Annotated in this window: 24 protein-coding genes; 11 read left to right on the top strand and 13 right to left on the bottom strand. The window is 65.2% G+C overall.

The window, feature by feature from the left end; all coding sequences use genetic code 11:
* Positions 1 to 165: 165 nt before the first annotated feature.
* The 3 genes from phbB to AO057_RS12605 all read right to left on the bottom strand — a co-directional run bounded on the left by phbB (position 166) and on the right by AO057_RS12605 (position 3,894).
* Positions 166 to 903 (bottom strand): acetoacetyl-CoA reductase, encoded by a 738-nt coding sequence (phbB, locus tag AO057_RS12595; RefSeq protein ID WP_057676282.1) that lies wholly within the window; start codon positions 901 to 903, stop codon positions 166 to 168.
* 86 nt (positions 904 to 989) lie between these two features.
* Positions 990 to 2,168, bottom strand: coding sequence for an acetyl-CoA C-acetyltransferase (locus AO057_RS12600; protein WP_057676283.1), 1,179 nt, complete (start codon positions 2,166 to 2,168; stop codon positions 990 to 992).
* Positions 2,169 to 2,178: 10 nt separating this feature from the next.
* Positions 2,179 to 3,894 carry a PHA/PHB synthase family protein gene (locus AO057_RS12605; RefSeq protein WP_057676284.1) on the bottom strand — a complete coding sequence of 572 codons (1,716 nt, stop codon included), beginning with the start codon at positions 3,892 to 3,894 and terminating at the stop codon, positions 2,179 to 2,181.
* Positions 3,895 to 3,974: 80 nt separating this feature from the next.
* Here AO057_RS12605 and AO057_RS12610 point away from each other — a divergent pair, with 80 nt between their 5' ends.
* Positions 3,975 to 4,283 carry a hypothetical protein gene (locus AO057_RS12610; RefSeq protein WP_057676285.1) on the top strand — a complete coding sequence of 103 codons (309 nt, stop codon included), beginning with the start codon at positions 3,975 to 3,977 and terminating at the stop codon, positions 4,281 to 4,283.
* Here AO057_RS12610 and pgeF read toward each other — a convergent pair.
* Both pgeF and maiA read right to left on the bottom strand, forming a co-directional pair.
* Positions 4,215 to 4,973: a peptidoglycan editing factor PgeF gene (gene pgeF / locus AO057_RS12615; protein ID WP_057676286.1), complete on the bottom strand. Its 759-nt coding sequence runs from the start codon at positions 4,971 to 4,973 to the stop codon at positions 4,215 to 4,217. The genes AO057_RS12610 and pgeF overlap by 69 nt on opposite strands.
* Positions 4,973 to 5,638, bottom strand: coding sequence for a maleylacetoacetate isomerase (gene maiA / locus AO057_RS12620; RefSeq protein ID WP_057676287.1), 666 nt, complete (start codon positions 5,636 to 5,638; stop codon positions 4,973 to 4,975). Before maiA ends, pgeF begins: the two co-directional genes overlap by 1 nt.
* A 189-nt stretch (positions 5,639 to 5,827) precedes the next feature.
* Between maiA and AO057_RS12625 the strand changes: the two genes are divergently transcribed.
* On the top strand, positions 5,828 to 7,672 hold the full coding sequence (locus AO057_RS12625; RefSeq protein ID WP_057676288.1) for a sensor domain-containing diguanylate cyclase: 1,845 nt from the start codon (positions 5,828 to 5,830) through the stop codon (positions 7,670 to 7,672).
* A gap of 38 nt (positions 7,673 to 7,710) precedes the next feature.
* On the top strand, positions 7,711 to 8,010 hold the full coding sequence (locus AO057_RS12630; RefSeq protein ID WP_057676289.1) for an antibiotic biosynthesis monooxygenase family protein: 300 nt from the start codon (positions 7,711 to 7,713) through the stop codon (positions 8,008 to 8,010).
* A 204-nt stretch (positions 8,011 to 8,214) separates the two neighbouring features.
* Here AO057_RS12630 and AO057_RS12635 read toward each other — a convergent pair whose 3' ends face one another.
* Positions 8,215 to 8,652 carry a MarR family winged helix-turn-helix transcriptional regulator gene (locus AO057_RS12635; protein ID WP_057676290.1) on the bottom strand — a complete coding sequence of 146 codons (438 nt, stop codon included), beginning with the start codon at positions 8,650 to 8,652 and terminating at the stop codon, positions 8,215 to 8,217.
* Positions 8,653 to 8,872: 220 nt separating this feature from the next.
* On the opposite strand from AO057_RS12635, the gene gtdA reads away from it, so the two are divergent.
* From gtdA to AO057_RS12660, 5 genes are all read left to right on the top strand, one after another.
* Positions 8,873 to 9,928: a gentisate 1,2-dioxygenase gene (gtdA, locus tag AO057_RS12640; protein WP_057676291.1), complete on the top strand. Its 1,056-nt coding sequence runs from the start codon at positions 8,873 to 8,875 to the stop codon at positions 9,926 to 9,928.
* A complete protein-coding gene (locus AO057_RS12645; protein ID WP_057676292.1) occupies positions 9,925 to 10,620 on the top strand; it encodes a fumarylacetoacetate hydrolase family protein in 696 nt (231 codons plus the stop codon). Before gtdA ends, AO057_RS12645 begins: the two co-directional genes overlap by 4 nt.
* A gap of 28 nt (positions 10,621 to 10,648) precedes the next feature.
* On the top strand, positions 10,649 to 11,131 hold the full coding sequence (locus AO057_RS12650; protein ID WP_057676293.1) for a TRAP transporter small permease: 483 nt from the start codon (positions 10,649 to 10,651) through the stop codon (positions 11,129 to 11,131).
* Between the two features lie 157 nt (positions 11,132 to 11,288).
* Positions 11,289 to 12,608, top strand: a complete 1,320-nt coding sequence (locus tag AO057_RS12655) for a TRAP transporter large permease (protein ID WP_057676294.1) — start codon at positions 11,289 to 11,291, stop codon at positions 12,606 to 12,608.
* A 386-nt stretch (positions 12,609 to 12,994) separates the two neighbouring features.
* A complete protein-coding gene (locus tag AO057_RS12660; RefSeq protein ID WP_057676295.1) occupies positions 12,995 to 14,035 on the top strand; it encodes a TRAP transporter substrate-binding protein in 1,041 nt (346 codons plus the stop codon).
* Positions 14,036 to 14,123: 88 nt separating this feature from the next.
* Here the strand turns inward: AO057_RS12660 and AO057_RS12665 are convergent, their stop codons facing one another.
* The 4 genes from AO057_RS12665 to AO057_RS12680 form a co-directional block, all read right to left on the bottom strand.
* A complete protein-coding gene (locus AO057_RS12665; RefSeq protein WP_057676296.1) occupies positions 14,124 to 15,254 on the bottom strand; it encodes a hypothetical protein in 1,131 nt (376 codons plus the stop codon).
* 290 nt (positions 15,255 to 15,544) lie between these two features.
* On the bottom strand, positions 15,545 to 16,093 hold the full coding sequence (locus AO057_RS12670) for an Lcl domain-containing protein (RefSeq protein WP_057676297.1): 549 nt from the start codon (positions 16,091 to 16,093) through the stop codon (positions 15,545 to 15,547).
* 25 nt (positions 16,094 to 16,118) lie between these two features.
* Positions 16,119 to 16,742 carry a hydrolase gene (locus AO057_RS12675; protein WP_057676298.1) on the bottom strand — a complete coding sequence of 208 codons (624 nt, stop codon included), beginning with the start codon at positions 16,740 to 16,742 and terminating at the stop codon, positions 16,119 to 16,121.
* A gap of 10 nt (positions 16,743 to 16,752) precedes the next feature.
* Complete coding sequence (locus AO057_RS12680; protein ID WP_057676299.1) at positions 16,753 to 17,730, bottom strand: acrylyl-CoA reductase (NADPH); 978 nt, start codon at positions 17,728 to 17,730, stop codon at positions 16,753 to 16,755.
* 104 nt (positions 17,731 to 17,834) lie between these two features.
* Between AO057_RS12680 and AO057_RS12685 the strand changes: the two genes are divergently transcribed.
* The 3 genes from AO057_RS12685 (at position 17,835) to AO057_RS12695 (ending at position 20,009) form a co-directional block, all read left to right on the top strand.
* Positions 17,835 to 18,500, top strand: a complete 666-nt coding sequence (locus AO057_RS12685; RefSeq protein WP_057676300.1) for a C40 family peptidase — start codon at positions 17,835 to 17,837, stop codon at positions 18,498 to 18,500.
* Positions 18,501 to 18,591: 91 nt separating this feature from the next.
* Complete coding sequence (locus AO057_RS12690) at positions 18,592 to 18,975, top strand: DUF302 domain-containing protein (protein ID WP_057676301.1); 384 nt, start codon at positions 18,592 to 18,594, stop codon at positions 18,973 to 18,975.
* Positions 18,972 to 20,009: an alpha/beta fold hydrolase gene (locus tag AO057_RS12695; RefSeq protein WP_205630022.1), complete on the top strand. Its 1,038-nt coding sequence runs from the start codon at positions 18,972 to 18,974 to the stop codon at positions 20,007 to 20,009. The genes AO057_RS12690 and AO057_RS12695 overlap by 4 nt, the downstream gene beginning before the upstream one ends.
* A 49-nt stretch (positions 20,010 to 20,058) precedes the next feature.
* Here the strand turns inward: AO057_RS12695 and AO057_RS12700 are convergent, their stop codons facing one another.
* The 3 genes from AO057_RS12700 to AO057_RS12710 all read right to left on the bottom strand — a co-directional run bounded on the left by AO057_RS12700 (position 20,059) and on the right by AO057_RS12710 (position 25,925).
* Entirely contained in the window at positions 20,059 to 20,334 is a 276-nt protein-coding gene (locus AO057_RS12700; protein ID WP_057676303.1) for a hypothetical protein, read from the bottom strand.
* Positions 20,335 to 20,440: 106 nt separating this feature from the next.
* Positions 20,441 to 24,124, bottom strand: a complete 3,684-nt coding sequence (locus AO057_RS12705) for a beta strand repeat-containing protein (RefSeq protein ID WP_057676304.1) — start codon at positions 24,122 to 24,124, stop codon at positions 20,441 to 20,443.
* Positions 24,125 to 24,248: 124 nt separating this feature from the next.
* Positions 24,249 to 25,925, bottom strand: coding sequence for a ShlB/FhaC/HecB family hemolysin secretion/activation protein (locus AO057_RS12710; protein WP_082605548.1), 1,677 nt, complete (start codon positions 25,923 to 25,925; stop codon positions 24,249 to 24,251).
* Between the last annotated feature and the right edge of the window lie 30 nt (positions 25,926 to 25,955).

Raw genomic sequence — 25,955 nt, forward strand, 5'->3', positions numbered from 1 at the left:
GACGAACTATCTGACTTAGAAGTGGTGTCATACATATAAGCACTAAAACCTAATTTTTCATTCTAGATATCAATTAGCATCAATTTAAGTCTTAAGCAATTAGCCGACCAACCAAAAGCAAACCCCGCTACGGCGGGGTTTGCTTTTGACAAGAGCCGGAACATCTCAGCCCATGTGCAGCCCGCCATTGACCGAGAAATCCGCCCCGGTCGAGTACCCGCTCTCCTCGCTGGCGATCCAGGCAATGATGGACGCGATCTCACCCGGCTCGCCCAGGCGCTTGACGGGGATGGTGCCGACGATCTTGTCCAGCACGTCCTGGCGGATGGACTTGACCATGTCGGTGCCGATGTAACCCGGGCTCACGGTGTTGACCGTCACGCCCTTGTTGGCCATTTCCTGCGCCAGCGCCATGGTGAAGCCGTGCATGCCGGCCTTGGCGGCCGAGTAGTTGGTCTGGCCGGCCTGGCCCTTCTCGCCGTTGACCGAGCTGATGTTGATGATGCGACCCCAGCCGCGTTCCACCATATCGCCCACCACCTGCTTGGTGACGTTGAACATGGAGTTGAGGTTGGTCTCGATGACGGCGTCCCAGTCCTCGCGGGTCATCTTGAGGAACATGCGGTCGCGGGTGATGCCGGCGTTGTTGACCAGCACGTCGATGGGGCCGTGCTCGGCCTTGGTCTTGCTGAAGGCCTCCACGGTGGACTCCCACAGACCGACGTTGCCGACCGAAGCGTAGAAGGTGTAACCCAGGGCCTTCTGCTCGCCCAGCCACTTGTCGAAGTCTCGCGTGGGGCCGCAGCCGGCGATGACCGTGAAACCTTCCTTGTGCAGGCGCTGGCAGATGGCGGTGCCGATGCCACCCATGCCGCCGGTGACGTAGGCTACTTTCTTACTCATGATGCTCTCCTCGTTGAACTCGTTCTCAATCTAAGGGCTGCGCTCTGCCGGCGGCCCTAGGCAAAACCCGCGTGTGGGGCAAACCCTCAGCGCTCGATGGTCAATGCAACCCCCATGCCGCCGCCGATGCAAAGACTGGCGATGCCCTTCTTCGCATTACGACGCTGCATCTCGTGCAGCAGCGTGACCAGGATGCGGCAGCCCGATGCACCAATCGGGTGACCGATGGCAATGGCACCACCGTTGACGTTGACCTTGCTGGTGTCCCAGCCCATCTCCTTGTTGACAGCGCAGGCCTGGGCCGCGAAGGCTTCGTTGATCTCCAGCAGGTCCAGATCAGCCGCCTTCCAGCCGGCGCGTTGCAGGGCCTTGGTGGAAGCCGGCACCGGGCCCATGCCCATGGTGGCCGGGTCCAGGCCGCTGGTGGCGTAGCTGGCGATGCGGCCCAGGGGCTTGAGCCCCAGCGCGGCAGCCTTCTTCGCCGTCATGACCATCACGGCGGCGGCACCGTCGTTGATGCCCGAGGCATTGCCCGCCGTCACGCCGCCGGCCTTGTCGAAGGCCGGGCGCAGGCTGGCCAGGGCTTCGGCATTGGTCTTGCGGTTGATGAACTCGTCGGCGTCGAACACCAGCGGGTCGCCCTTTTTCTGCGGCAACAGCACCGGCACGATCTCGTCCTTGAAGCGGCCGGCATCCTGCGCGGCGGCAGCCTTCTGCTGGCTGGCCAGGGCCAGCGCGTCCTGCATCTCGCGGGTGATGCCGTACTGCTTGGCTACGTTCTCGGCCGTGATGCCCATGTGGTACTGGTTGTAGACGTCCCACAGGCCGTCGACGATCATGGTGTCGATCAGCTTCCAGTCGCCCATGCGCTGGCCGTCGCGCGAGCCCGGCAGCACGTGGGGCGCCAGGCTCATGTTCTCCTGGCCGCCGGCGATGACGATGTCGCTGTCGCCCGTGGCCACGGACTGGGCCGCCAGCATCACGGCCTTGAGGCCGGAGCCGCAGACGGCGTTGATGGTGAGCGCCGGAATTTCCTTGGGCAAGCCGCTTTTCATGAGCGCCTGGCGCGCCGGGTTCTGGCCGGCGCCGGCGGCAAGCACCTGGCCCAGGATGACTTCTCCGATCTGCCCCACATCCACCTTGCTGCGCTCCAGCAGGGCCTTGATGACGATGGCGCCGAGTTCGGTGGCCGGCATTTTGGCCAGGCCGCCGCCGAACTTGCCAACCGCGGTGCGTGCCGCGGCAACGATGACGATGTCTTCCATGATGTGTCTCCTATGCTTTCTGTTTCACATAACGGCCCGGGGCCGCTTCGATCACCTTGTATTTGCTGCCCTTGCCATACTTTTTCGGTGCAGCAATTTGCTTGCCAGCCTGTTTCTCCAGCCAGGCGGCCCAGTCGGTCCACCAACTGCCGGCGTGTTCGTCGGCGCCTTCGAACCAGGCGTCGAAGCTCTTGGGCAGCTTGCCGTCGGCGCGGATCCAGTGGCTGCGCTTCTTTTTCTCGGGCGGGTTGATGACACCCGCGATGTGTCCGGAAGCGCCCATGACAAAACGCTTCTTGCCCGGCAGCACCTGGGTGCTGGCGTAGGCGCCGGGAATGGGCACGATGTGGTCTTCGCGCGAGCCGTAGATGTAGACGGGCACGTCCACCTTGCGCAAGTCCACCTTTTCGCCGCAGACGGTGAGCCTGCCCGGCTTGACCAGGTTGTTTTCGAGGTAGGTGTTGCGCAGGTACCAGGCGTAGAAGGGACCGGGCAGGTTGGTGCTGTCGCTGTTCCAGTAGAGCAGGTCGAAGGGCGGCGGGGTTTCGCCCTTGAGGTAGTTGCCCACCACGTAGTTCCAGACCAGGTCGTTGGGGCGCAGGAAGCTGAAGGTGGAGCCCAGGTCGCGCCCGGCCATCAGGCCGCCCTGCCCCATCTGCTGCTCGCGCAGGCGCACCGAGTTCTCGTCGATGAAGACGTCGAGGATGCCGGTGTCGCTGAAGTCGAGGAAGGTGGTGAGCAGGGTGAGGCTGTGCACGGGTTGCTCGCCGCGCGCGGCCAGCACGGCCAGGGCCGTGCCCAGGATGGTGCCGCCCACGCAGAAACCCAGGGCGTTGATCTGTTCGGCGCCGCTGATCTCCTGCACCACGTGGATGGCCTGGATGGCGGCGTCCTCGATGTAGTCGTCCCAGGTCTTGTGGCCCAGGCTCTCATCCGGGTTGCGCCAGCTCACCACGAAGGTGCGGTGCCCTTGCGCCACGGCGTAGCGGATCAGCGAGTTCTCGGGCTGCAGGTCCAGGATGTAGTACTTGTTGATGCAGGGCGGCACCAGCAGGAAGGGCCGCTCGTAGACCTTCTCGGTGAGCGGCTTGTATTCGATGAGCTGGAAGAGCTCGTTCTCGTAGACCACGGCGCCTTCGCTGGTGGCCACGTTCTTGCCGACCTCGAAGCGGCTTTCGTCGGTCATGCTCACATGGCCCTGGCCGAGGTCGTGCAGCATGTTCTGCATGCCCCTGGCAATGCTCTCGCCCTTGGTCTCGATGGCCTTCTTCTGGGCCTCGGCATTGAAGGCCAGGTAGTTGCTGGGCGCGCTGGCCGCCACCCACTGTTCCACGCCAAAGCGGATGCGCGCGCGCGTCTTGGCGTCGGCCTGCACGGCATCGGCCATCTCCATCAGCAGGCGGGCATTGAGCAGGTAGGTGGAGGCCGTCATGGCCGCCAGCGGGTTCTCGCCCCAGGCCGGCGCGGCGAAACGCCGGTCGCCGCTCACGGCCGCACTGGCGCCCTGCTGCATGAGTTGCGTGAGGTCCTGCACATACTGCTGCTGCAGTGCCTGCAGCTTGTCGGGCGGGATGCTCACCGGATGCTCCATCGCCGGGAGTGCGGCGGGGCCCTGGCCGGGATGCGCGCCCTGGAAGGACTGGAAGAGCTTGAGCCAGCTGTCACCGTAGGCCTGCTGGAACTGCTGCGCCGCTTGCGCCCAAAATTCGGGGGTATCCTGTGTCACGCTGGGTCCTTCGTGCTGGAAATACGCTTCCAGTATGTCAGGCTTGGACCTTCGTTATCCTGACAAAACCGAAATTACCCATGTTCCTGATACTGATAGCCATCGGCTGGCTTTACGTTGCGCTGATGATGGCCGTGGCCGAGGCCACCAGCCCCATCGGTACCGTGCTGGGCGCGATCATCACCTTCCTGCTGTATGGCGTGGGGCCGGTGGCCCTGCTGCTCTACATCCTGGGCACGCCGGCGCGCAAAAAGATGCGCAAACAGCGCGAGGCCGATGAAGTGGCGGCCTGGCAGCAGGCCCAGGATGCGCAGACCGGTTCAGCCCAGCCAGATGCAGGCAGCGAGGCGGCCGCTGACGCGGTCGCGCCGGTGCGAAAAGAACCGTGATGGATTCGTGACGGTGCACCACGATGGTGAGCTGTCGTTGCCGTAGACCTGCCCGATCCCCAGCGCTGCCAGACGCCGTCTTGCCAGGGCCGGCAGGTCGGCCAGCCATTTGCCGGGCGCGGTCGCCGGATGGAAACAACTGGTCGCCCGCGGGCTCCAGACCTCGAAAGCTGCCTTCACCTCGGGGCCGACCTCGAAGGCCTGCGGGCCGATGCAGGGACCCAGCCAGACCATGAGCTCGCGTGCGTCGACCTGCAGGGCAGCGTGCAGGGTTTCGATCACACCCACCCCGCCCTCGCCCGCCAGGCCACGCCAGCCGGCGTGGGCAGCAGCGACAAAGCTGCCTCGGTTGTCAGTGAAGAGCAGCGGCAGGCAGTCGGCCACCATGATGGTGCAGGCCACGCCGCGCTCACGCGTGAGGCAGGCATCGGCCTCGGTGCCCTGGGGCGTGTGCGCATCCAGCGCCACCACGCCCCTGCCATGCACCTGTTTCAGAAAGACCGGATGCGCGGCCAGGGCCTGGGCCAGCAGGGCACGATTGGTGCCCACAGCCAGCGGGTCGTCGCCCACGTGGTCACCGAGATTGAGACTGTCGTAAGGCGGCTGCGAGCGGCCACCGGCGCGCGTGGTGCAGACCGCGCGCACCCGCTCCGGCGCGGGCCACTTCGGGATCAGCCAATCCGGATGCATCAGGGTTCGTTGTCGGGGCAGCTGGAGGGCTGCGCCTGCTGGAAGGCCGGCAGTTGCATGCAGGCGTTGAAAGCGCCCATGGTCAGCGGCAGGCCGTCGAGGTTCACGTCGAAGCGCTGGCCGTTGAAGATCTGCGGCACCAGGCAGCAGTCGGCCAGGGTGGGCGTGCCGCCCCAGCAGTAGACCGAGGGCGGCAGGCCGGCCTGCTGGCGCAACGCGGCCAGGGTGGCCAGTTGGCGCTCGAAGCTCTCCAGGCCCTCACGCACCCAGTGGCGGTACCAGGTGTTCTTGGCGTCCTCGCTGACCTTGAGCTCACGCACCAGGTACTTGAGCACCCGCAGGTTGTTGAGCGGATGGATCTCGCAGGCGATGGACTGGGCCAGCGCGCGCACCCTGGCACGGCCGGCCGCGTCGGCAGGCAGCAGCGGCGGCTGGGGATGGGTCTCGTCCAGGTACTCGATGATGGCCATCGACTGGGAAAAGCGCTCGCCGTCGACTTCGAGCAGCGGCACCAGGCGGTCGGCCGAGACCTCGGCGTAACCCGGGAGCTTGTGGTCGCCGCGCGCCAGATGGACGGGGATGTAGTCGTAGGCCAGGCCCTTGAGCGCCAGCGCGATGCGCACGCGAAAAGAGGCGGAGGAGCGGAAATAGTTGTGCAGCTTCATGCCAACGAGGATAAACCGGAAATAGTTCCCTTTTTGCTGCTTGTTGGCTCAACCAAGGGGTGATGCATCGACCTAAAATCGGACCATTCTTATTTAATAAACTAGGTCGTTGGAATGGACCGTCGGACACCGGGCTTACAGGCCCCCATCCGCACACGCTTCGCACAGAGTGGCCGTCAGCCCCTGCCTATGCAACTGCTCTGGCTTGGCGCCCTGCTGCTTGCGCTGATCTGGAGCACCGTGCTGTGGGAGTCGCGGCGCATCCACCAGGACCACCTGGACAAATTCCGCAGCGAACTCGTACATCTGTCCGAAGTACTCGATGTCGCCCTGGTGCGGCAGATCGAAAGTCTGGACAACGCCCTGCTGTTCCTGCGCGCCGAATACCTGGACCATCCCGAAGACATCAACCGCACGATACGCCTGCTGCGTGAGGGCCCCTTCCGGGATTTCGAAGTCCACGTCACCGTCATCGGCACGGATGGTTACCCGAAATTCACCGACGTACCGGGCCAACCGGCACCTGCGTATCTCGGTGACCGCGCACATTTCCGCGTCTTTGCCGACGGTGGTCCGGACCAGCTGTACATCAGCGACCCGGTCATGGGGCGCCTGACCAAGCGCTGGGGCTTGCAGCTGGCACGTCCGCTGCTGGGCAAGGACGGGCGCTTTCTTGGCGTCATGGTCGTCTTCCTGCCACCCGAGCAGTTGACCCGCTTCATCCAGACCCTGAATGTCGGCACCGACACCATCATGTCGGTGCTGTCGGCACGCGGCGCACTGATCAGCCGCTCGGTCGATCTGGAGAAATACCGGGACAGCCGGATGGATGCCGCACAGCTGGCCGAGTACCAGAGCCAGCGCACGGGTTACTCCCTGCGCCACTCGATACTCGACCAGGTCGAACGCGGCATTGCCCATCGCTGGGTCAGCACCTACCCGCTGCTGCTGGTGGTGTCGCGTTCGCCGGAAACCGCCCATACGGAGATCCGCGGACTCAAGGAAGTGCTGTTCTTGCTGGGCGGCATGATCAGCCTGGTCGTGATCGGCGCCCTGTGGCTGCTGGGCCGGGCCATGCAGCAGCACCGCAAGGACGACGTCGAGTTGCGGATTGCCGCGAAAGCTTTCCAGACCCAGGAAGGCATGTTCGTCACCGACGAGAACGGCGTCATTCTGCGCATCAACAGCGCCTTCACGGAGATCACCGGCTTTACCGCCGGTGACATCGTGGGCAAGAACCCGCGCCTGCGCAGTTCCGGCCGCCACGACGCCGCCTTCTACAGCGCCATGTGGGCGCGCATCAGGGCAACCGGTAGCTGGAAGGGCGAGATCTGGAACCGGCGCAAGAACGGGGAGATCTATCCCGAGTCGGTCACCATCACGGCGGTCAGGGGCGCGGATGAGGCGGTCACGCATTACGTGGCGACGATGCACGACATCAGCGAACGCAAGGCGGCCGAGGAGCAGACACACACCCTGGCCTTCTATGACGCCCTGACCCAGTTGCCCAACCGTCGGCTGCTGCATGACCGCTTGCAGCAGACCATGCTGGCCTCGATGCGCAGCGGGCACCACGGCGCCCTGCTGTTCATCGATCTGGACCGGTTCAAGCAGCTCAACGACACCCTGGGACACGATTACGGCGACCTGCTGCTGCAACAGGTGGCGCAGCGCCTGAAAGAGTGCGTGCGACAGGCCGATACCGTGGCACGCCTGGGCGGTGACGAATTCGTGGTCCTGCTCGAAGAGCTCAACCCCGATGCACTCGTTGCCCAGGAGGAAACCATCGCCGTCGGCCAGAAAATCCTGGCCAGCCTGAACCGCCCTTACGATCTGAACGGCCATTCACACCCCAGCACACCCAGCATCGGCGCCACCATCTTCTGCGGCCTGCAGAACAGCCGCGAAGAACTGATCAAGCAGGCCGATCTGGCCATGTACAAGGCCAAGAGCGCCGGCCGCAATACGCTGTGCTTCTTCGACCCCGCCATGCTGCAACAGGATGGTGAGGCCACGTCCGCCGGTCGCTTGTAGACTTGCGACCTGCCCAGCACCCGTATCAGGAGACCCGCATGATTCTTGAAATTGCCGACATCCGCATCCACGCCGATCAGCAGACCGCCTTTGACGAAGCCATCCAGCGCGGCCTGGCCACGGTCATCAGCAAGGCCCGGGGTTACCGCGGTTTCAAGGTCAACAAGGGGGTCGAGCACCCGGACCGTTATGTGCTGATGATCTTCTGGGACACGCTGGAAGACCACACCGTGCATTTCCGCCAGTCCCCGGCCTTTGCCGAGTGGCGCGCCATCGTGGGCCCCTTCTTCGCGGCGCCGCCACAGGTGGAGCACTTCACACTGCTTGCGAAATCGTGAAGCACCCCCGTTGACAGTTCACTTCGTGTAACTGCCCGGGGACCGCGCCAGAGGCTCGGTCTCTTCGGTCTGTCCGAACCTGCACAGGCAGGTTCAGAGCCGCAGACCTCAGCCCCTCAAGGGGGCAACGCCAGTGGCCCGGCAAAGCCGGTTCCACGGCGTTCCGCGACGAAGACAGGACACAGCCTGACGTCCGCCCGGAAATCAATCCTTGGCGTGGCCGGCCACGAGCTTGCTCAGCAGGCGCATCATCTGCTCGCGCTCGGTGGCATTGAGTGGCCCCAGGATGCGGGTCTGCACCCGCGCCACGGCGCGTTTCATCTGCTGCACGGTCGACTCGCCCTCAGGCGTGATCCAGAGCAGCTTTCGGCGGCGGTCGTTCTGGTCGGCCTCGCGCCGCACCCAGCCCTTGGCCTCCAGACGACCGATCACCGAACCCGAGGTGGCGGGATCGAAAGCCACGCGTGCAGCCAGCGTGACCTGGTCCGCCCCCGGGGTGTCCATGAGCGCATTGAGCAGAGCGAACTGCACGGGTGTGACGTCGTAGCTGGCCGTCTCCTCCATGAAGGCGGCCACCGAAACCTGGTGGGCCCGGCGGATCAGGTGACCCGGGGCGTGGGGAAAGTCGTAGCTCTTGCTCATGGGGTTCGTCTTCCTGGTGGTCGGCAAGTGTATTCGCCCGGCGCAGGGAGTCGGCCGCCCCCGGGAAAACCCGGGCGGCACCCTGGCTTACTGATATGTATGCTTATTAAATGACAATCACCTGGTACACCCTGATGACCGGGCCCGTACCCGACCCATTCTTGCCCCGGCGCGAAACGTGCGTGGCATTACCATCGGCAGTCACCGTCAGGAACCGGCCATGAACGCCCCCCACCCTTCTGCCACCGCCCGCCAGTCGCTCTACCGCGACATGTCGCTGCTGAACCTGAGCCCGCTGTGGGAGGTGCTGCACGCGCTGGTGCCACTGCAGCCGGCCTCGCCCTGCGTGCCGGCCCACTGGAAATACGAGCAGCTCCGCCCCTATCTGCAACGCGCCGGCGAAGTCATCACCGCCGAGGAGGCCGTGCGCCGCGTGCTGATCCTCGAGAACCCGGCGCTGCGCGGCCAGTCCGCCGTGACGCAGTCGCTCTACGCCGGGCTGCAGCTGATCCTGCCGGGCGAGGTGGCGCCCAGCCACCGCCACACGCAGAGTGCGCTGCGTTTCATCGTGGAAGGCACCGGCGCCTACACGGCCGTGGACGGCGAGCGCAGCACCATGCACCCGGGCGACTTCATCATCACGCCCAGCTGGACCTGGCACGACCATGGCAACGAGGTGGACGAGCCGGTGGTCTGGCTCGACGGCCTGGACATCCCCATGATCCGCTTCTTCGACGCCGGTTTCGCGGAAAACGGCACGACCCGCTCGCAGCCGGTCACGCGCCCCGAAGGCGCCAGCTTCGCGCGCTACGGCCACAACATGGCGCCGGTGCGCGGCAACGCGCCCTTCGGTGCCACCTCGCCCATCTTCAGCTACCCCTACGAGCGCAGCCGCGAGGCCCTGCACCAGCTGGAGCGGTGCGCACCGATCGACGCCAGCGACGGCTACAAGCTGCGCTACATCAACCCGCTGACCGGCGGCACACCCATGCCCACCCTGCAGCCTTTCCTGCAGCGCCTGCCTGCGGGCTTCGAAGGCCAGGGCTGGCGCCAGACCGATGGCGCGGTCTACAGCGTGGTGGAGGGTACGGGTACTGCTTACATCGAAGGCCCGCAGGGCCCGGTACGATTCGATTTCGAAGCCCGCGACCATTTTGTCGTGCCCTCCTGGCAGGCGCTGCGCCTGCAGTCGACGGCCGGTTGCGTGCTCTTCAGTTTTTCAGACCGCCCGGTGCAAGAGGCCCTGGGCATCCACAAGGAAGAAAGGCTCGCATGAGTTTCGTCATCACCGCCCCGGCCCCCGTCTCAGTGCCCGTGGTCGGCAGCAAGGACCGTTTCCCCGTCGGCCGCATCTACTGCGTCGGCCGCAACTACGTGGCCCACGCCCAGGAGATGGGCTTCACCGGCCGTGAACCGCCCTTCTTTTTCATCAAGCCGGCCGACAACTGCCTGGTCATCGAGCCGGGCCAGACCCCTGATCTGCACTACCCGAGCCTGACCAAGGACTTCCACCACGAGATCGAGCTGGTGGCCTGCATCGGCACGGGCGGCAAGAACATCAAGGCCGCCGACGCGAAGAAACACATCTGGGGCTACGCCGTGGGCCTGGACATGACCCGGCGCGACCTGCAGGGCGAGCAGAAGAAGCTGGGCCGCCCCTGGTGCATCGGCAAGACCTTCGACGAAGCCTGCCCCATCGGCGCCATCACGCCAGCCGCGCAAGCCGGCGACGTGGAGAAGGCCGGGATCTGGCTGCAGGTCAACGGCCAGGACCGCCAGCGCAGCGACGTCACCAAGCTGATCTGGAACATCGGCGAGATCATCGAGCACCTCAGCACCGCCTGGGAATTGCGCCCCGGCGACCTGATCTACACCGGCACCCCCGAGGGCGTGGCGGCCGTGGTGCCGGGCGACGTGATGGAAGGCGGCGTTGCAGGGTTGACCCCTATCCGCCTCAAGGTGGTCTGAACCGGGAGCACCCCTACAATCGCGGCCCATGATCTACAAGATGTTGGGAACACTGGCCAAGGCCTGCGCCATCCTGGCCGGTGTGCTGCTGACGGTCATCACGCTGATGACCTGCCTCAGCGTGATGGGGCGCAACACCACCGGCACCACGCTGGTCGGTGATTTCGAGCTCACGGGCGTGGCCGCCGGTGCGGCGATCGCCCTCTTCCTGCCCTGGTGCCAGCTGCGCCGCGGCAACATCATCGTGGACTTCTTCACAGCCCGCGCCAGCGAGCGCACCACCGCCGCGCTGGACCGCATCGGCGCCTTCGTGCTGGGCCTGTGCATGGCCCTGCTGGCCTGGCGCACCGTGCTCGGCGGCCTGAGCGCCTGGAGCACGCAGTCGGCCACCATGATGCTGGGTTTTCCCGAGTGGATCGTCTACACGCTGATGGTGCCGCCCCTGATCCTCACGGCCCTCATCGGCCTGAGCCAGGGCCTGCTGGGCTTTGACCCGGAGGTCCAGGCATGAGCGCCGCCGGGCCGTCCCAAGGCGCGAAACGTGGCGTGGCGAGACGCCAGCGCCTCTTCGTCCCGTCCAAGCCTGCGCAGGCAGGCTTGGAGCCGCGGGACTCAGCCCCCTCGGGGGGCAGCGCAGCACACACAGTGGCAAGCGTGGGGGCCAGCATATGACCCCCGTGACCCTGACCCTGATGATCTTCGGCATCATGCTGCTGCTGATGGCGGTACGCATCCCGATTGCGATCGCCATGTTCGTGGCCGGGGCCATCGGCTACGTGACCCAGGCCGGCTGGCTGCCGCTGTCCAATTTCCTCAATACCCAGGCCTTCGCGCGTTTTGCCAGCTACGACCTGTCGGTGATCCCGCTGTTCATCCTGATGGGGCATTTCGCCACCCAGGGCGGCATTTCCAAGGCCCTGTTCGGTTTTGCCAGCGCCGTGATGTCGCGCCTCAAGGGCGGCCTGGCCATGGCCGCCGTCCTGGCCAGCGCGGCCTTCGGTGCCATCTGCGGCTCCTCGGTGGCCACGGCAGCCACCATCACCTCGGTGGCCCTGCCCGAGCTCAAGCGCCACGGCTATTCCGGCCGCCTGTCCACCGGCACCCTGGCCGCCGGCGGCACGCTGGGCATCCTGATCCCGCCCTCCGTCCCGCTGGTGATCTACGCCATCCTGACCGAGCAGAACATCGCCAAGCTCTTTGCCGCGGCCATGGTGCCGGGCCTCATCGCCATGACCGGCTACATGATCGCCATCGCGGTCTACGTGCGCCTGGTGCCGGGCCAGGCACCGGAAAAGGACGTGGTCACTGAAAAGATCACGCTGCAGTCGCTCAAGGGGGTCATCCCCATCGCGCTGATCTTCCTGATCGTCTTCGGCGGCATCTATGGCGGCATCTTCACGCCCACCGAGGGTGCGGCGGTCGGCGCAGCGGCCACCTTCGTGATGGCCCTGGCCTTGCGCGAGCTGACGCTCAAGAAGCTGGCGCACTGCTTCTACGCCACGGCGGAGAGCTCGGCCATGATCTTCATGATCTTCATCGGCGCCGACCTGATGAACTCTGCGCTCACGCTCACGCAGGTACCGGCCCAGCTGGCCAGCGTGGTCGGCGGCTGGGGCCTGCCGCCGCTGATGGTGGTGTCCGCCATCCTGCTGCTCTACGTGGTGCTGGGCGCAGTCATGGACGAACTGTCCATGATCCTGCTGACCATCCCGATCTTCTTCCCCATGGTCATGGGCCTGGATTTCGGCATGCCCCCTGAATCGGTGGCCATCTGGTTCGGCATCATGGTGCTGATGACGGTGGGCTTCGGCCTGCTGGCGCCACCCGTGGGCCTGAACGTCTACGTGGTCAACGGCATGGCCAAGGACGTGCCCATCAGCGAGAGCTACCGCGGCGTGATGCCCTTCCTCATCAGCGACGTGCTGCGCACGCTGCTGCTGCTGTTCTTCCCGGCCGTTTCCCTGTGGCTGGTGAAGTACGTGGGCTAGCCGCTGCGAACGCACGCCAGCGGCATAACAGCCAGGGACCCTCTGCAGAACTCCCGTCATGCGCGTTCGAGTCCAAAACGGGATGATTTGGCCGCCAACACCACGCAGCGTGTGCTCCAGCACACGCAAGGGGTTTGGTGGGCAAAGGGCCCGTTTTGGTTCGAACCCGAAGGGGCGTGGTTTTGCGGGCGATCCGTAGCGTTGCAAAACCAGGCAAGCCGTTCAGGCTTGCCTTGGGTTTTGCGCCTTGCGGCTCATCCCGCAAAATCCACGCCGCGCGCAACGCGAGTTCTGCAGAGGGTCCCTAGATTTGAGGGAAAGCCCCAGCACGGGCCAATGTGAATTTCGGCTAAGGTGCAGTCTGAACCCTCAAGAGGAGACAGACCATGATCCAGCGCCGTACCCTGCTCAAATCCACCGCTGCAGCTGCAGCACTCGGTGTCCCGACCCTGGGCCTGGCCCAGCAGAGCGTGACGCTCAAGTTCCACACCTTCATGTCCCCCATGTCGGCCGTCTGGAACACCATGCACAAGCCGTGGATGGACAAGGTCGAGAAGGAATCGGGTGGCCGCATCAAGTTCGAGGCCTATCCGGCCATGCAGCTGGGCGGCACGCCGGTGCAGCTCTACGACCAAGCCCGCGACGGCGTGGTCGACGTGGTCTGGACACTGCCGGGCAACACCGCCGGGCGCTTCCCGCGCATCGAGGTGTTCGAGCTGCCCTTCATGCTCAACAACGCCGAGGCCACCTCCAAGGCCTATTGGGAATACGTGCAGACCGTGGCGGTCGACGAATTCAAGGACACACACCCGATCGCCCTGCACGTGCACGGCCCCGGCATGTTCCATACCAAGGCCAAGCAGATCAAGACCCCGGACGACCTCAAGGGCCTGAAGATGCGCGGCCCGACCCGCCAGGTCACCAAGCTGCTGCAGGCCGTGGGCGCCACGCCGGTAGGCATGCCGCTGCCGCAGATCCCGGACGCGCTGTCCAAGGGCACGATCGATGGCTGCGTGATCCCCTGGGAAGTGGTGCCGGCCGTCAAGGTGCACGAGCTCACCAAGTTCCACACCGAGTTCCCGGCCGGCCACACGGGCCTGTACACCACGACCTTCGTCATGACCATGAACAAGGCCAAGTACGAGTCGCTGGCACCGGACCTCAAGAAGGTCATCGACAACAACTCCGGCCTGGCCACCTCGGGCTGGCTGGGCAAGCAGCAGCAGGCCAGCGACATCCCGGGCCGCAAGCCGGCAGTCGAGCGCGGCAACACCATCTACACGCTGAGCAATGCCGAGGCGCAGGAGTTTGTCAAGCGCTCCAGCGAAGTGGACAACGAGTGGGTGGCCGACATGAACAAGCGCGGCTTCGACGGCAAGAAACTGCTGCAAAGCGCCAAGGACCTGATCGCCAAACACGGCAAATAGTCCTCTTCAGCCTTAAGCAAAAAGCGCCCATGAGGGCGCTTTTGTTTTCTCGCCTCCGAGCTTGCGCTTGACGATCAGCGTACCGGACTCAGTTCGTGCTGCCCATCGCCGCCTGGGAACTGAGTTCGAGCAGCGCCAAATTGCGATCAAATCCTGTGTATGCCTGCTGCGCATAAGCCTTGGACCAAGTGACCTGCGTCGCAAGGCCGACCGGCTGGTTCCCCGGCAAACCACAGGCCGGGCGGCCCCGCTGAGCCTCCGTGCAATCGAGTCGAGTGATGCGCATATAGGCGCCATACCGGTCCACTAAGTAGAGCTCCAACTCAGTATTGAAAGCCCCCAACTGCCCTCCGAGCTTGTCCAAGTTCTGGTTGATCTCCTTGCGGTGTGCCGGCACAAAAACGGCCTGAATACCCCCATTGGGCTCATGGCGGAGTTGTACGCAAAGATTTAGGCTTCTGCTGCTTTGGATATGGTGGTATTCGGGGTTTTGGGCCTGATCAGCCGCAGCGCACTGCTCAGCGCCTTTCCAGCTGAAACGGGGCATATCGTTCACTATGCGATTGAACGTCGCAACAAGCAAGGATTTGGCTGTTGTCCCCTCGAACTGGGCCAGCGTCAGCGTTGTCAGTTTGACCGCACCAGGACCACTTGAGGTCGAGGTTGTCGTATATCTGGGCTGAGTATCGCTGTCATGATCTGTCGCTGCGACCACCACCCACTCCCCTTCGGGAATGGGCAGTTGTTTCCTGGCACCCAAGCGACCTACCGTGATCACCCCTGGCCCCCGGACCCTGTGGCCAGCACCAAGAGGTATGGCCCCGGAAGCTGGCTCGGCCCATGCGTTGAGCCTGCCTGCGGCAGTAGAGACCTGGGGCTGCGTGATGGTGGCCGCCACTGCGGGCGCACTGATTCCCAATGTTGGGGTCACTGGAGCTGTACTGGCGATCGTGGGCTGTACGTTGCCAGATGAACGCTTCATCGCTAACCGTGCGAGGAGGGCAAAACGCCCGTTAGGATAAGCATCCAGATACGCTGCGTACGCATCGGCTGTGTCCATGCGCTCCACAGATTTCCAGAAATCCACTTCGACCGCGGCCCTGTCTGCCGTGGACGGGGCCTTGTTCTGACTCACGGGCTGGGCGATGGTCCCAGTTGCTGTCCCCAGCGACACAAAAAATATCAGACTGAGTTTGGAAATGAATATGGAAATATTCATGATGTCTCGTTGCTCCCCTATCTAGTTAGTTGACGGATATATCCTATAGCGCAGGTCTAGGAATCCGCGCCGGCCCGGCCAAATCCAACCCGAGTTACCACCTGCCATGTGACATTCAGACCACAGATATGCCCATGCAAATTGAGGCTCCAAATGCAAGGCAGCCCCAAACGATCGCTGTAGCCCGCGGCCTGCGCCCCATGGGTCGCCAGCAGAAAACCAGCAAAAACCCGACCCGGATTGCGCGCGCCAAGTTTGCCGGAGGAGCCTCCCGCCGAAAACGTATTGGCTCAGAACTGTGGTCGCACCAGCCGGACCACCAGCGGCGTGCGCCGACCCACATCGCCACGCGCCTCGCCAGTGCCCATGTGCACCGCCCAGCCCTGCTGGACACCCAGGTTGTCCTGAGTGCCCCCGCGTCCCTGCTGGATGTTGCCGTAATGGTAGGGGTTGGACTGCGTGGTATCGATGCGTGAGGTGCTGGTCCAGTACCAGTCCTGCGGTGCGGCCGGGAACAAGTCCTTGCCCTGCTCGCTGGCGGCCCAGCGTCGCAGCTCCGTCAGGCGCGGCAAGCGCCAGGCCACCCCCTCGGCCTTGAAGCGTGCCGTGGCCAGGGCCACGGCCTCGCCATACGTCATCTCACGCGGCTGCCCGGTACAGGTCTTCCCGTTCCAGGCCATGCCCTCCACACAGCGGGGCCAGGCCAGCTTGCTGCGCGGATCGACCACATAGCTGCCATCGGCCGTCGGGGCCGGGCTGGCTGCCGCCGGGGGCGTGGCCTGCGCGGCGGCGCTGCCAGCCAGCAGCACGAACAGACCTGCCGATAGAACACGTTTCATGATCCGCCTTTGCACACGCCGGGCATCAGGCGCCCGCCTTCACCACCTGGAGCACGTCCGCGAACGCCGGATGCTCGGCCGAGCGCAGCCACTCGAAGGCCACCATCTCGGTCGTCACCAGTTCGGCACCGGCACCGGCCAGGCGGTCGAAGGCCGCATCACGGTTGCGCTCGCTGCGCGAACCGCAGGCGTCGGTCACGACCCAGACCTCGAACTCGTCGTCCAGCAGGTCCAGCGCCGTCTGCAACAGGCAGACGTGCGCCTCGCAACCGGCCAGAACAATGGTGTTGCGCCCATCTGCCGGCTGGGCCGGCTTCTGCAGATGTTTGGGCAGGCTGCGCGCGTTGCCTTGCGGCGCACGCGCCGGCGGACGCAGCAGTTCGGCCAAGCCATCGGCCACGCCGCTGAAGGACATCTTGGGAAAGGTCTTGCCGCCGGCCTGGGCGATCAGGGCCTGCAGCGCGGGCACGGTGGGCCCCAGGCCTGCGGGGTTCTCTTCGGTGGCGAAAACCGGTACCTTGAGCAGGCGCGCCATCTGCGCCAGGCGACTGGCGTTGGCCAGCACGGCCAGGCCCTCATGGATGGCGGGCATCAGCTTGCCCTGGTAGTCCACCAGCAGCAGCTGGGAATCATCGAGTTCGAGCAGCATCTTGTCTCCTTCAGGCGATGCGGACCACCACACGGCCGCGCACCTGGCCAGCCATGAGTTGCTGGGCCTTGGCGATCGCGTCCTCCAGCGGCACTTCCTCGACCATGCGCTCCAGCAATGCAGGGTCAAGGTCACGCGCCAGGCGGTCCCAGGCGCGCTGGCGTTTGGGCAAAGGGGCCATCACGGAATCGATGCCGGCCAGCGTGACGCCACGCAGGATGAAAGGCATCACCGTGGTGGGCAGGTCCATGCCCTGGGCCAGGCCGCAGGCCGCCACCACGCCGCCGTAGCGCGTCTGCGCCAACGCATTGGCCAGGGTGTGCGAGCCCACGGCATCGACCACCGCGGCCCAGCGTTCCTTCTGGAAAGGCTTGCCGGGCTTGGCCAGTTCTTCGCGGTCGATGATGGCGCTGGCGCCCAGCGCTTTCAGATAGTCGGCCTCGGCCGCCTTGCCAGTGGCGGCCACCACCTGGTAACCGAGCTTGCCCAGCAGGGCGATGGCCACGCTGCCCACGCCGCCGGTGGCGCCGGTGACCAGCACCTCGCCTGTGCCGGGCTTGACGCCATGGTCTTCCAGTGCCAGCACGCAGAGCATGGCGGTGTAGCCGGCCGTGCCGATGGCCATGGCCAGTCTTGGCGTGAAGGCGGCTGGCAGCTTGACCAGCCAGTCACCCTTGAGCCGGGCCTTCTCGGCCAGGCAACCCCAGTGCGTCTCGCCCACGCCCCAGCCGTTGTGCACAAAAGCGTCACCCGCCTTCCAGGCCGGGTGGCTGGATTCGAGCACGGTGCCGGCGCCGTCGATGCCGGCCACCATGGGCCAGTTGCGCACCACCGGCCCCTTGTTGCAGATGGCCAGGCCGTCCTTGAAGTTGAGCGTGGAGTACTGCACCGCCACCGTCACCTCGCCGGCCGGTAGCCTGGCTTCGTCGATCTGCTGCAGGGAGGCCGTGAATCCGTTGGCATTGTCCAACACGAGCGCTTTGAACATGAAGGAGTTCTCGATGAATATCTATTTAAAATCAGTCACTTAGGCTGTTTTTGATGAAAAAGCTTTAATTGACACCGACACTGGCACCGCACTATGCTAACCGCATGCGTACCGTTTGTATCGCCCTGCTGCTGAGTCTGCTTGCCTGTGCACCTGCCGGCGCCAGCGGCGCGGGCGATGATGAACTGGACCGCTTCCTCAATGCACGCGGTCTGGTGGACGCCCCGGCGCGTGGCATCCCGGCACCGGCACAAGCTGGCCCGGCGCCGGTGCGCACCGAGCCGCCCCCGGCCAGCACGACTTATCCCGCCAGCGCGAACCAGCCGATGGACCGCATGTCCGAGCTGGTGGTGGCGGCCATGGGCGCACTGGGCGTGCCCTACCGCCGCGGCGGCAACACCTACGACTCGGGCTTCGACTGCAGTGGTTTCGTGCGGGCCGTGGTCGGGCAGACGCTGGGCCTGATGCTGCCGCGCAATGCGGCGCAACAGGCGGCCGCCACGCATCAGATCGAGCGCACCGAGCTCCAGCCTGGCGACCTGGTCTTCTTCAACACCCTGCGCCGCACCTACAGCCATGTGGGCATCTACGTCGGCGACCACAAGTTCATCCACTCCCCCAAACCGGGCGCGGCCGTGCGCATCGAGGACATGCGCGTGAACTACTGGGACCGGCGCTTTGATGGCGCCCGGCGTGTCACGGGCCAGGCCCCCGCTCGCGCGCCCACTCAGGCCGCAACGATGCCGGCTCACGTCTATACCAACTACTGAGTCAGCACCACGCTGCGGAGGCAGGATTCGCATACCTCCGGGGGAATCCGGCACAATGCCTTTTCCCTGCTAACCTCCATGAGGAATTTCCATGTTCTATACCGTTGACACCGCCAAATCCTTCGAACAGGCCGCCGCCGATCTGGACGCTGCCGTCAAGCGCCATGGCTTCGGCGTGCTGCACGTGCACGACATCGGCAACACCCTGCGCAGCAAGGGCCTGAGCTTCACCGAGAACTGCCGCGTCTTCGAGGTCTGCAATCCGGCCCAGGCTGCCAAGGTGCTGGCCGCCGACATGCAGATGAACATGGCCTTGCCCTGCCGCATTTCGGTCTACACCGAAAAAGGCAAGACCAGGATCGGCATGATCAAGCCCACCGACATGCTGGCCATGCTCTCCCAGGATCCGGCCCTGGGCCAGGTGGCCCGGGAAGTCGACGAGAAAACCACCCTGATGATCAACGAGGCGAAATGATGCGACCTGCCCTGCACCGACTCCTGCGCCAGACCGCGACCCTGCTGCTGGCCGGCAGCAGCCTCTGGGCCCTGGCCCAGGAAGCCAGCCAGCCCACCTACGCCGGCGCAGAGCCGCTGGGCGCGGCCATGGAGAACTGGGCCTATCCCTATCCGGTGCAGATGTTGCAGTTCGAGGTGGAGGGCCGGCCGGTGCGCATGGCCTATATGGACGTCAAGCCGCAGAATCCCAACGGCCAGACCATCGTTCTCCTGCACGGCAAGAACTTCGGCTCGGACTACTGGGCCAACACCCTGCGCGCCATGTCGACCTACGGCTTTCGCGTGATCGCCCCGGACCAGATCGGCTTCGGCAAGTCGTCCAAGCCCGAGATGCGCTACACCTTCGGCATGCTGGCCGAGAACACCGCACGCCTGCTGGACCACCTCAAGCTCAACCGGGTCACGGTCATCGCCAACAGCATGGGTGGCATGCTGGGTGTGCATTTCGCGCGTCGTTACCCGGACCGCGTGATCGCCCTGGTGCTGGAAAACCCGCTGGGCCTGGAAGACTACGTGGCCAGCATCCCGCCCCAGCAGACACCCAACCTCGTGAAGCTGGAGATGGCACAGACGCCGGCGAGCTACCGCAACTTCGTCAAGGGCTACTTCCCGGTCTGGAAACCCGAGTTCGAGCGTTTCGTGGAGCAGTTCGCGCGCGTGCAATTCAGCGGGGACTACCCGCACTTCGCCCTCGTCTCGGCCCTGACCTACCAGATGATCTACGACGGGCCGATCTACAACGAGCTGCCCCAGCTCAAGGTGCCGACCCTGCTGGTCATCGGCCAGAACGACCGCACGGTCTTCGGCCGCCGGTTCGCGCCGCCCGAGGTGGTCAAGCCCATGGGCAACTTCCCCCTGATGGGACGTAACGCACAGCAGCGCATCCCGGGCGCGGTACTCAAGGAATTCAACGGCGTGGGCCACGTGCCGCATCTGGAACAGCCCGAGCGTTTCCACGCGGTGGTCATGGACTTCATCTACGGCAAAAAATAAACCCTGAGGGCTGACGCCCTCAGGGTTGCGCGCGGCGTGTGACGGCGGCTTATTTGTCCGCCGGTTTCTCCGCACTGCCCTTCTTGTTGACCTTGTTCTGGATCCAGGTGTCGGCAGGCTTGAGCACCTTCTCGTTGACGGTGCCAAAGGCTTTGCCCACCCCCTTGTCAGCGGCGGACGCGCCTTTCTGGATGCCTTGCTCGGCCACCTCGCCGGTTTTCTTGGTCGTACGCGCGGCCTTGTCGACGAAACGCTCTTCCTCGGCATGCACCGCCGGCCAGGCCAGAGCGACCAGCAGGCCACAACACCATCCCAGTTTTTTCATCACGATCTCACTCCAGTATCAAGAGGTCAGGTCAACAGGGACCCTGTTGCGAAATCTAGCATCATTGGACTCGCACGCCAAGCCACGACTGTTGGAGTGGTCGGGGCTACTTTGGTTCCTTCTCATTTCCGGGTGACAGGTCGATCTCCACCGACTGGCCACGGTCGATCGCACCACCAGCCTGCGACGGCGCGCTGCGTGCCATCTGCACGCCCTCCAGCAGGGCAAAGACGCCGCCACCGGGCCGCGCGTTGTCCACCGCCGTGTCGGACGACACATTGCCCGTGACCGATGAGCGATCGGGCACCACGCGGTTGATACCGGTGTTGTCCGCCAGGCTCAGGCCGACCTCCGGCCGGCCATTGACGGTGAAGACCCCGTCACCGGCATTGCTGACCTGGCTGAAATTGCCGCTGACGCTGCCGCCGGGCGCGTCCAGGCTGAGGTTGGACGAGCCGCCGGACAGATTGACCGGCCCATCGGCATGCACCGTGGCCGTCTGGGTATTCAGCGTCAGCTGAACCCCACCGCCCGAATCGACCACCGCCGCCGGTGCGCTGACGGAGCCGACCACGGAGTCACCGCTCAGGGTGGCCGTCTGCGTCGCCACGACGTCCACGTTCGCACTCCCCTGCGCCGTCACGGCCACGTCCGCACCCGAAATCGTGCCCGTGATGTTGTTGCCGGCCACTGTTGCATCACCGCCGGCGCTGACATTGGCCGAAACATCGCCGCTGCTCTGCACTGCCACATTGCCCAGGCTGATGGTGCTGCCCGTCACGTCGCCGCTGGTGGTGAGCGTGTTGTTGCCCGCGACATCCAGGGCGCGCAGGGTATGGTTGCTGAGCGCCACCAGGCCCAGGGCGTTGATCTGGTAGCGCTGGACCCACAGGGTGTCGCTCAGGCTGTAGCGGTTGGCACTGACGTCGAATTGTTCCAGCGGGCTGCTTTCCGTGCCACCGCTGCGCATGCTCACGTTGCCGCGGTTGCTGCCCGAGCCCGCGGCCAGCGTCAGGCTGTAGGCCCCGCCAGCGGCATTGCTGATGTGGCCGTCGAGCTGGATGTCGGCGCCGGTCGTGGCCAGCCGGGTGTCGGCCAGCAACCGGACCGGTGCCTGGAAACGGATGCCGCCCGCCCCCTGGGCCGTCACCTGGCCGCCGATGCCGGAGTCGGCCGCACCGGCCTGAAGCTCCAGCCCCTGCACGGTGGCATCGGCAAAGCTGAGGTTGCGCCGGCTGTCGAGGCTCACGGTTTCGCTGTAGCTGCCGGGCCCGATCGTGATCCGGGCGCCGCTGCCGGACTGGCTGATCGCAGTCGCAATCGACATGGCCTGCGTGCCGCCACCGACCAGGTAACCGACGCCGACTTCGAAGTTCTGCGTGCGGGAGCTGCCATCCCAGCCCTGGATGGTGCTGGAAGACACCCCTGGCACATTGACGGCGAAGTCGTAGGCATTTTGCTGCGTGGCCTGCAGCCAGGTGTACTGGCTGCTGCCGGCACTGGCCGCATTGCGCACGGCGTAGCCGAAGCCGGTTATGTTCAGCGTGCCGAAATCATGCAGCGCCGACTCGTCCTGCAGGTACACCGGGTTGACTTCATTGAACTGGTTGTTGCCTTCGATGCTGATGTTGTTGGCCCGCTGGTTGTAGCTGCGGTTGGCCTGGTACAGCGCCACCCCGCCCCAGGCGTTGTTCAGCGTGGCGCTGTAGCGCACCGTCACGTTGGCGCTGTCGGTAATCTGCAATCCCGCCCCCTGGCTGCTGCCGGCGTCGTTGCCGACCGGCGCGCCGTTGAGGGTGACATGGTCGATGAGGGCGCCATCGACCCCGTTGAGGTCGAGTTCGGCCTTGCCGGCGCCGCGGCTGGTGACGTTCATGATGGTGAAGTTGCGCAGGCGCGCTTCGGCACCTCCACCGGGTGAGACCTTGATGCCGTAGGCCGAAGGATAGAAAGCCGAGGGCCCGTAAAAAGTGAAGTCGCGCAGGGTGACGTTATCGGCACTGACGGACATGCCATAAGGGGTCGTGATCCCGCTGGCATCGATGGTCGTCGTTGCCTCACCGGCACCGATCAGCGTCAAGGGCTTGTTGACATTCAGCGTCGAGGCCTGCGTGTAGCTTCCCGAGGCCACCTTGACCGTGCCGCCGCTGACCACCGCGTTGATGCCGCTCTGGACGGTGTTGACCGGCGTGAGCCGGCTGCCCTGGTTGCTGGCCGACCCGCTGCCTGCGACCTGCACCTGCGTGCGGTTGGACGCGGTGTAGGCCTGGTCCTGCACTGCCCAACCGCCGTTGGCGCTGCTCAGGCCCAGCAGGCTTTGTTGCCAGCTCAGGGTGGGCGCGGCGGCGATGGGCGTGCTGTTGCTGATGATCGTGCCGCCCACGATGTGACCGTTGAGGTGCAGGTTCAGGCCCCACTCGTTGCCGACCGTTCCCTCGCTGTTGCCGGTGATGGCGATGCCGCTGGCGTCGGTGTACTGCACCGAGATGCCGCTCTTGGTGTTCTCGATGCGGTTGCCGCTGACGCTGCCCGTGCTGTTGCGGCCATGGATCAGGATGCCGGTGCGCAGATCGTGCAGGTTGTTGTTGCGAATCGTGAAGCCGGTGATGCCATCGGCCACCACGATGCCGCGGCTGATGTTGGGCCGCGAGGTGGCGTAGTAATCGTAGTACGGCTGGTTCAGCGGCCCGACGACTTCCAGGTTTTCCACGGCCACGTTGGCGGCGCTGAGGGTGATGCCGTTGACCTCGGCCACATCGGGCACCAACAGCCTGGCGCCGGTCTCCCCCAACAAGCTCAGGTTCGCCTTGTTCAGCGCGACTTGCTCGGTATGGTCGCCGGCCTTGAGGACCACCGTCGCACCGGCACCGGGTGTACCGGTCTTGGCGATGCTGACCGCGTCGCGCACGCGCGCCCCCGGGCTGACCTCGATGCGATTCGAGCTGCCGCTGACCGTGGGCGCATCCAGCGCAGACTTGAGCAGCACCACGTCGCCGTTGACCACCAGGGTGCTGCTGGCCTGCTGCACCCCCTCCAGGTTGATGACACCGGACAGGAGGTTGGCGGCGTCGCCGGTGGTCATCAGCAGCTGCGCCCCCACCAGGCTGGCGCCGGCGTCGTTGGACACGCTGGTACCGATCGCGCCGGTTGGCAGGGCGAACTCAAAGAGGCCACCGTTGAGTGTCACCGTGGCCCGGTCGGTCCCGGACAGGGCGATCCGCCCCCCGGTGGCCGTGATGTTGCCGTGGTTCACTACCGAAGGCGCCACCAGGGCCACCAGGCCCGCGTTGTTGGCGGTGATGCTGCCCTCGTTGCGCACGCTGCCGGTGGCGCCGGTGATGGTGATGACGCCGCTGTTGACATCGTCCATGAAGGGGCTGACGCTGACCGTTCCCGTGGACGCGATCAGGGAGCCGACGTTGATCGTCGCCCCGTTGCCGAACAGCACGCCGTTCGGGTTCATCAGCAGCACCATGCCATTGGCAGACAAGGTGCCATAGATCTCGGACAAACCGGCGCTGGCCGAGACTCGGTTCAGTACGGCCGCGCTGGCACTGGGTTGCACGAACTCGACCGTTTTCCCCGCGTTGATATTGAAGGATGTCCAATCGATGATCGCCCGGTTGCCGGTCTGGGTCAGGGTGAGCTTGTTGCCCGTCAGGTCACTGGCCACACTGCCCGCGGCCACCGTGCCGCCCATGGGCAGGCCGGCGATGGACGGGTTGATGTCGGCCCGGCCCGGCGTGCAGAAGCACAAGGCCACGGCCAGTGGCAGGGTCTTGAGGGTCATGCCCGCAGGCATACCACGACGCGTGCGCCGCCCGTGGGCAAGGGAGTGAAATCGTTGGCTCGTCATCGTGAACCTTTCAGGAGTTGGTTCGCAAGCACGGTCCGTTGGCTAGACCTGGATCAGGCTAGAACTGGATCAGTAGTGAGGCCAGCAGGCGCACGGCCTTGCCGCCATCCGGGAGACTGGCGACCGGTTTGGTCAGGGGCCAGGCGGCTTCAAACTGGGCCGTCGCCGGCCCGGCCATGAAAAGACGGGTGCCGAACCCGGCCGACGCCAGGCTCTGGCTGACCGGGGTGCTGGCAGACTGGTTGCCGACCTTGGAGACCTCGCCGATGTCGTAGAAGCTGAACAGGTGATAAGAGCGCAGCCCGCTGCCACCCACCGGCACGGCATAACGCGGCTCCAACCGCAAGGCCAGCCCCCGATCCCCCACCAGTTCTGCGGCCTCGTAGGCACGGCCATAACGGCGCCCACCCAGGGCAAACTGCTCGGAGGACAGCAGCGGCGTATCCGCGGTCCACTGCCCGGCCAGTCCCGTGGTGAGGCCCCAACGGCCCCCCAGCGGCTGGTAACGCGCATAGTCGAAGGTCAGCTTGCTGAAATGCCCATCTGCGCCGACGCGGCTCTTGAGCACATCACCCCCCTGCGTCCCGCCCAGACCCCGGCTGAAGTCGACATCGAGACTGTTCTGCCCATCGAGCGCGTCCAGCCGGCGCCAGGTCAGCCCGGTGCGCAGGGCGCGTATCTTGTCGTCGCTCACGCGCGCGCCCAGGATCTCGCTGCGGATATCGGCCTGGTCGTAGGTCACGCGCGCCAGCAGACTGTGGTTGCGGGTGCGCAGCCAGGGTGAGCTCAGTGTCAGTGCCATGGCATCCGAGTAGCCACGGACATCGAAGGCACGCAGGGTGTCGCCCGGCTGGGTGCGTGCCTGCGAGGCCGACAGCCCCAGCGCCAGCCCCTCCCCATTCAGCACCTGGCTGTAGGAGAGCTGGGCAAAGGACATCTGCGTATTGCCCGTACCCGCGCCGATGAAACGCCACTGGTCGTTGACACCGAGCAACTGGTTGCCGGTGACGCCCACCGTGGCCTGGTTGGGCCCCAGGTAGCGGGTGCCGTAGTTGTCGATCGAGGCAAAACCTTCCACCTCCTTCACGCTGGCGATCAGCGTCAGATCGGCAGCCCCCACCGTCTGCGATGGCGACAGCACGCTGCGCAGCCGCACGCCGGGGAAATCGTTGGCGATCAGCAGGTAACGCTCCAGCACCTGGGCCGACAGCGGCCGGGAGGCCTGGATCTTCGCGGCGATCTCCTCCAGCTGCGGACGCACGCGCGGGTCGCCTTCGATCCGCACGCTGGCCACGTAACCCTCGACCGCGCGCAGGGTGAGCGTGCCCTCGGCCAGCGACTGCGGCGGCACGATCACCACCGACAGGAAATAGCCGTCGTTGCGGTATTGCACCGTCAGGGCCTGCGCCAGGGCAAAGATGTCGCTGCCACTGATTTCGCGCTCGAGGTAGGGGCCGGTATGCACCTGCCATTGCGCCGGTGTGTACACCGTACTGCCCTCGACCCGGATCGTGCGCAGCGTGACGCGCAAGGCCTTCACGGCCTCTGGCAACACCGCGTCAGTGGCCCCTTTGAGTTCGGGCAGTCGGGTTTCCGTCGATGCCGCCGCCGGTGCGTCGAATCGCTCGCGCAGGCGGCCAGGCTCGGCCGTCGCCGGCGGAACCACCGTTTGTGCCTGCACACCACAAGCCGACAGGAGCAGTGCGCCTGCCAACATCCAACGTACGTATCTCATTTTTCCCCTTCAGGTCAGCTCTTCGAGAGC

It is taken from the genome of Curvibacter sp. PAE-UM, assembly GCF_001432305.1.
Classification (GTDB): domain Bacteria; phylum Pseudomonadota; class Gammaproteobacteria; order Burkholderiales; family Burkholderiaceae_C; genus Hylemonella.

Bases quoted from the DNA above. Each gene is read 5' to 3' on its own strand.
- phbB (WP_057676282.1), bottom strand. From the start codon at position 903: ATGAGTAAGAAAGTAGCCTACGTCACCGGCGGCATGGGTGGCATCGGC.
- AO057_RS12600 (WP_057676283.1), bottom strand. From the start codon at position 2,168: ATGGAAGACATCGTCATCGTTGCCGCGGCACGCACCGCGGTTGGCAAG.
- AO057_RS12610 (WP_057676285.1), top strand. From the start codon at position 3,975: ATGTTCCTGATACTGATAGCCATCGGCTGGCTTTACGTTGCGCTGATG.
- pgeF (WP_057676286.1), bottom strand. From the start codon at position 4,973: ATGCATCCGGATTGGCTGATCCCGAAGTGGCCCGCGCCGGAGCGGGTG.
- maiA (WP_057676287.1), bottom strand. From the start codon at position 5,638: ATGAAGCTGCACAACTATTTCCGCTCCTCCGCCTCTTTTCGCGTGCGC.
- AO057_RS12625 (WP_057676288.1), top strand. From the start codon at position 5,828: ATGCAACTGCTCTGGCTTGGCGCCCTGCTGCTTGCGCTGATCTGGAGC.
- AO057_RS12630 (WP_057676289.1), top strand. From the start codon at position 7,711: ATGATTCTTGAAATTGCCGACATCCGCATCCACGCCGATCAGCAGACC.
- AO057_RS12635 (WP_057676290.1), bottom strand. From the start codon at position 8,652: ATGAGCAAGAGCTACGACTTTCCCCACGCCCCGGGTCACCTGATCCGC.
- gtdA (WP_057676291.1), top strand. From the start codon at position 8,873: ATGAACGCCCCCCACCCTTCTGCCACCGCCCGCCAGTCGCTCTACCGC.
- AO057_RS12645 (WP_057676292.1), top strand. From the start codon at position 9,925: ATGAGTTTCGTCATCACCGCCCCGGCCCCCGTCTCAGTGCCCGTGGTC.
- AO057_RS12650 (WP_057676293.1), top strand. From the start codon at position 10,649: ATGATCTACAAGATGTTGGGAACACTGGCCAAGGCCTGCGCCATCCTG.
- AO057_RS12655 (WP_057676294.1), top strand. From the start codon at position 11,289: ATGACCCCCGTGACCCTGACCCTGATGATCTTCGGCATCATGCTGCTG.
- AO057_RS12660 (WP_057676295.1), top strand. From the start codon at position 12,995: ATGATCCAGCGCCGTACCCTGCTCAAATCCACCGCTGCAGCTGCAGCA.
- AO057_RS12665 (WP_057676296.1), bottom strand. From the start codon at position 15,254: ATGAATATTTCCATATTCATTTCCAAACTCAGTCTGATATTTTTTGTG.
- AO057_RS12670 (WP_057676297.1), bottom strand. From the start codon at position 16,093: ATGAAACGTGTTCTATCGGCAGGTCTGTTCGTGCTGCTGGCTGGCAGC.
- AO057_RS12675 (WP_057676298.1), bottom strand. From the start codon at position 16,742: ATGCTGCTCGAACTCGATGATTCCCAGCTGCTGCTGGTGGACTACCAG.
- AO057_RS12680 (WP_057676299.1), bottom strand. From the start codon at position 17,730: ATGTTCAAAGCGCTCGTGTTGGACAATGCCAACGGATTCACGGCCTCC.
- AO057_RS12685 (WP_057676300.1), top strand. From the start codon at position 17,835: ATGCGTACCGTTTGTATCGCCCTGCTGCTGAGTCTGCTTGCCTGTGCA.
- AO057_RS12690 (WP_057676301.1), top strand. From the start codon at position 18,592: ATGTTCTATACCGTTGACACCGCCAAATCCTTCGAACAGGCCGCCGCC.
- AO057_RS12695 (WP_205630022.1), top strand. From the start codon at position 18,972: ATGATGCGACCTGCCCTGCACCGACTCCTGCGCCAGACCGCGACCCTG.
- AO057_RS12700 (WP_057676303.1), bottom strand. From the start codon at position 20,334: ATGAAAAAACTGGGATGGTGTTGTGGCCTGCTGGTCGCTCTGGCCTGG.
- AO057_RS12705 (WP_057676304.1), bottom strand. From the start codon at position 24,124: ATGACCCTCAAGACCCTGCCACTGGCCGTGGCCTTGTGCTTCTGCACG.
- AO057_RS12710 (WP_082605548.1), bottom strand. From the start codon at position 25,925: ATGAGATACGTACGTTGGATGTTGGCAGGCGCACTGCTCCTGTCGGCT.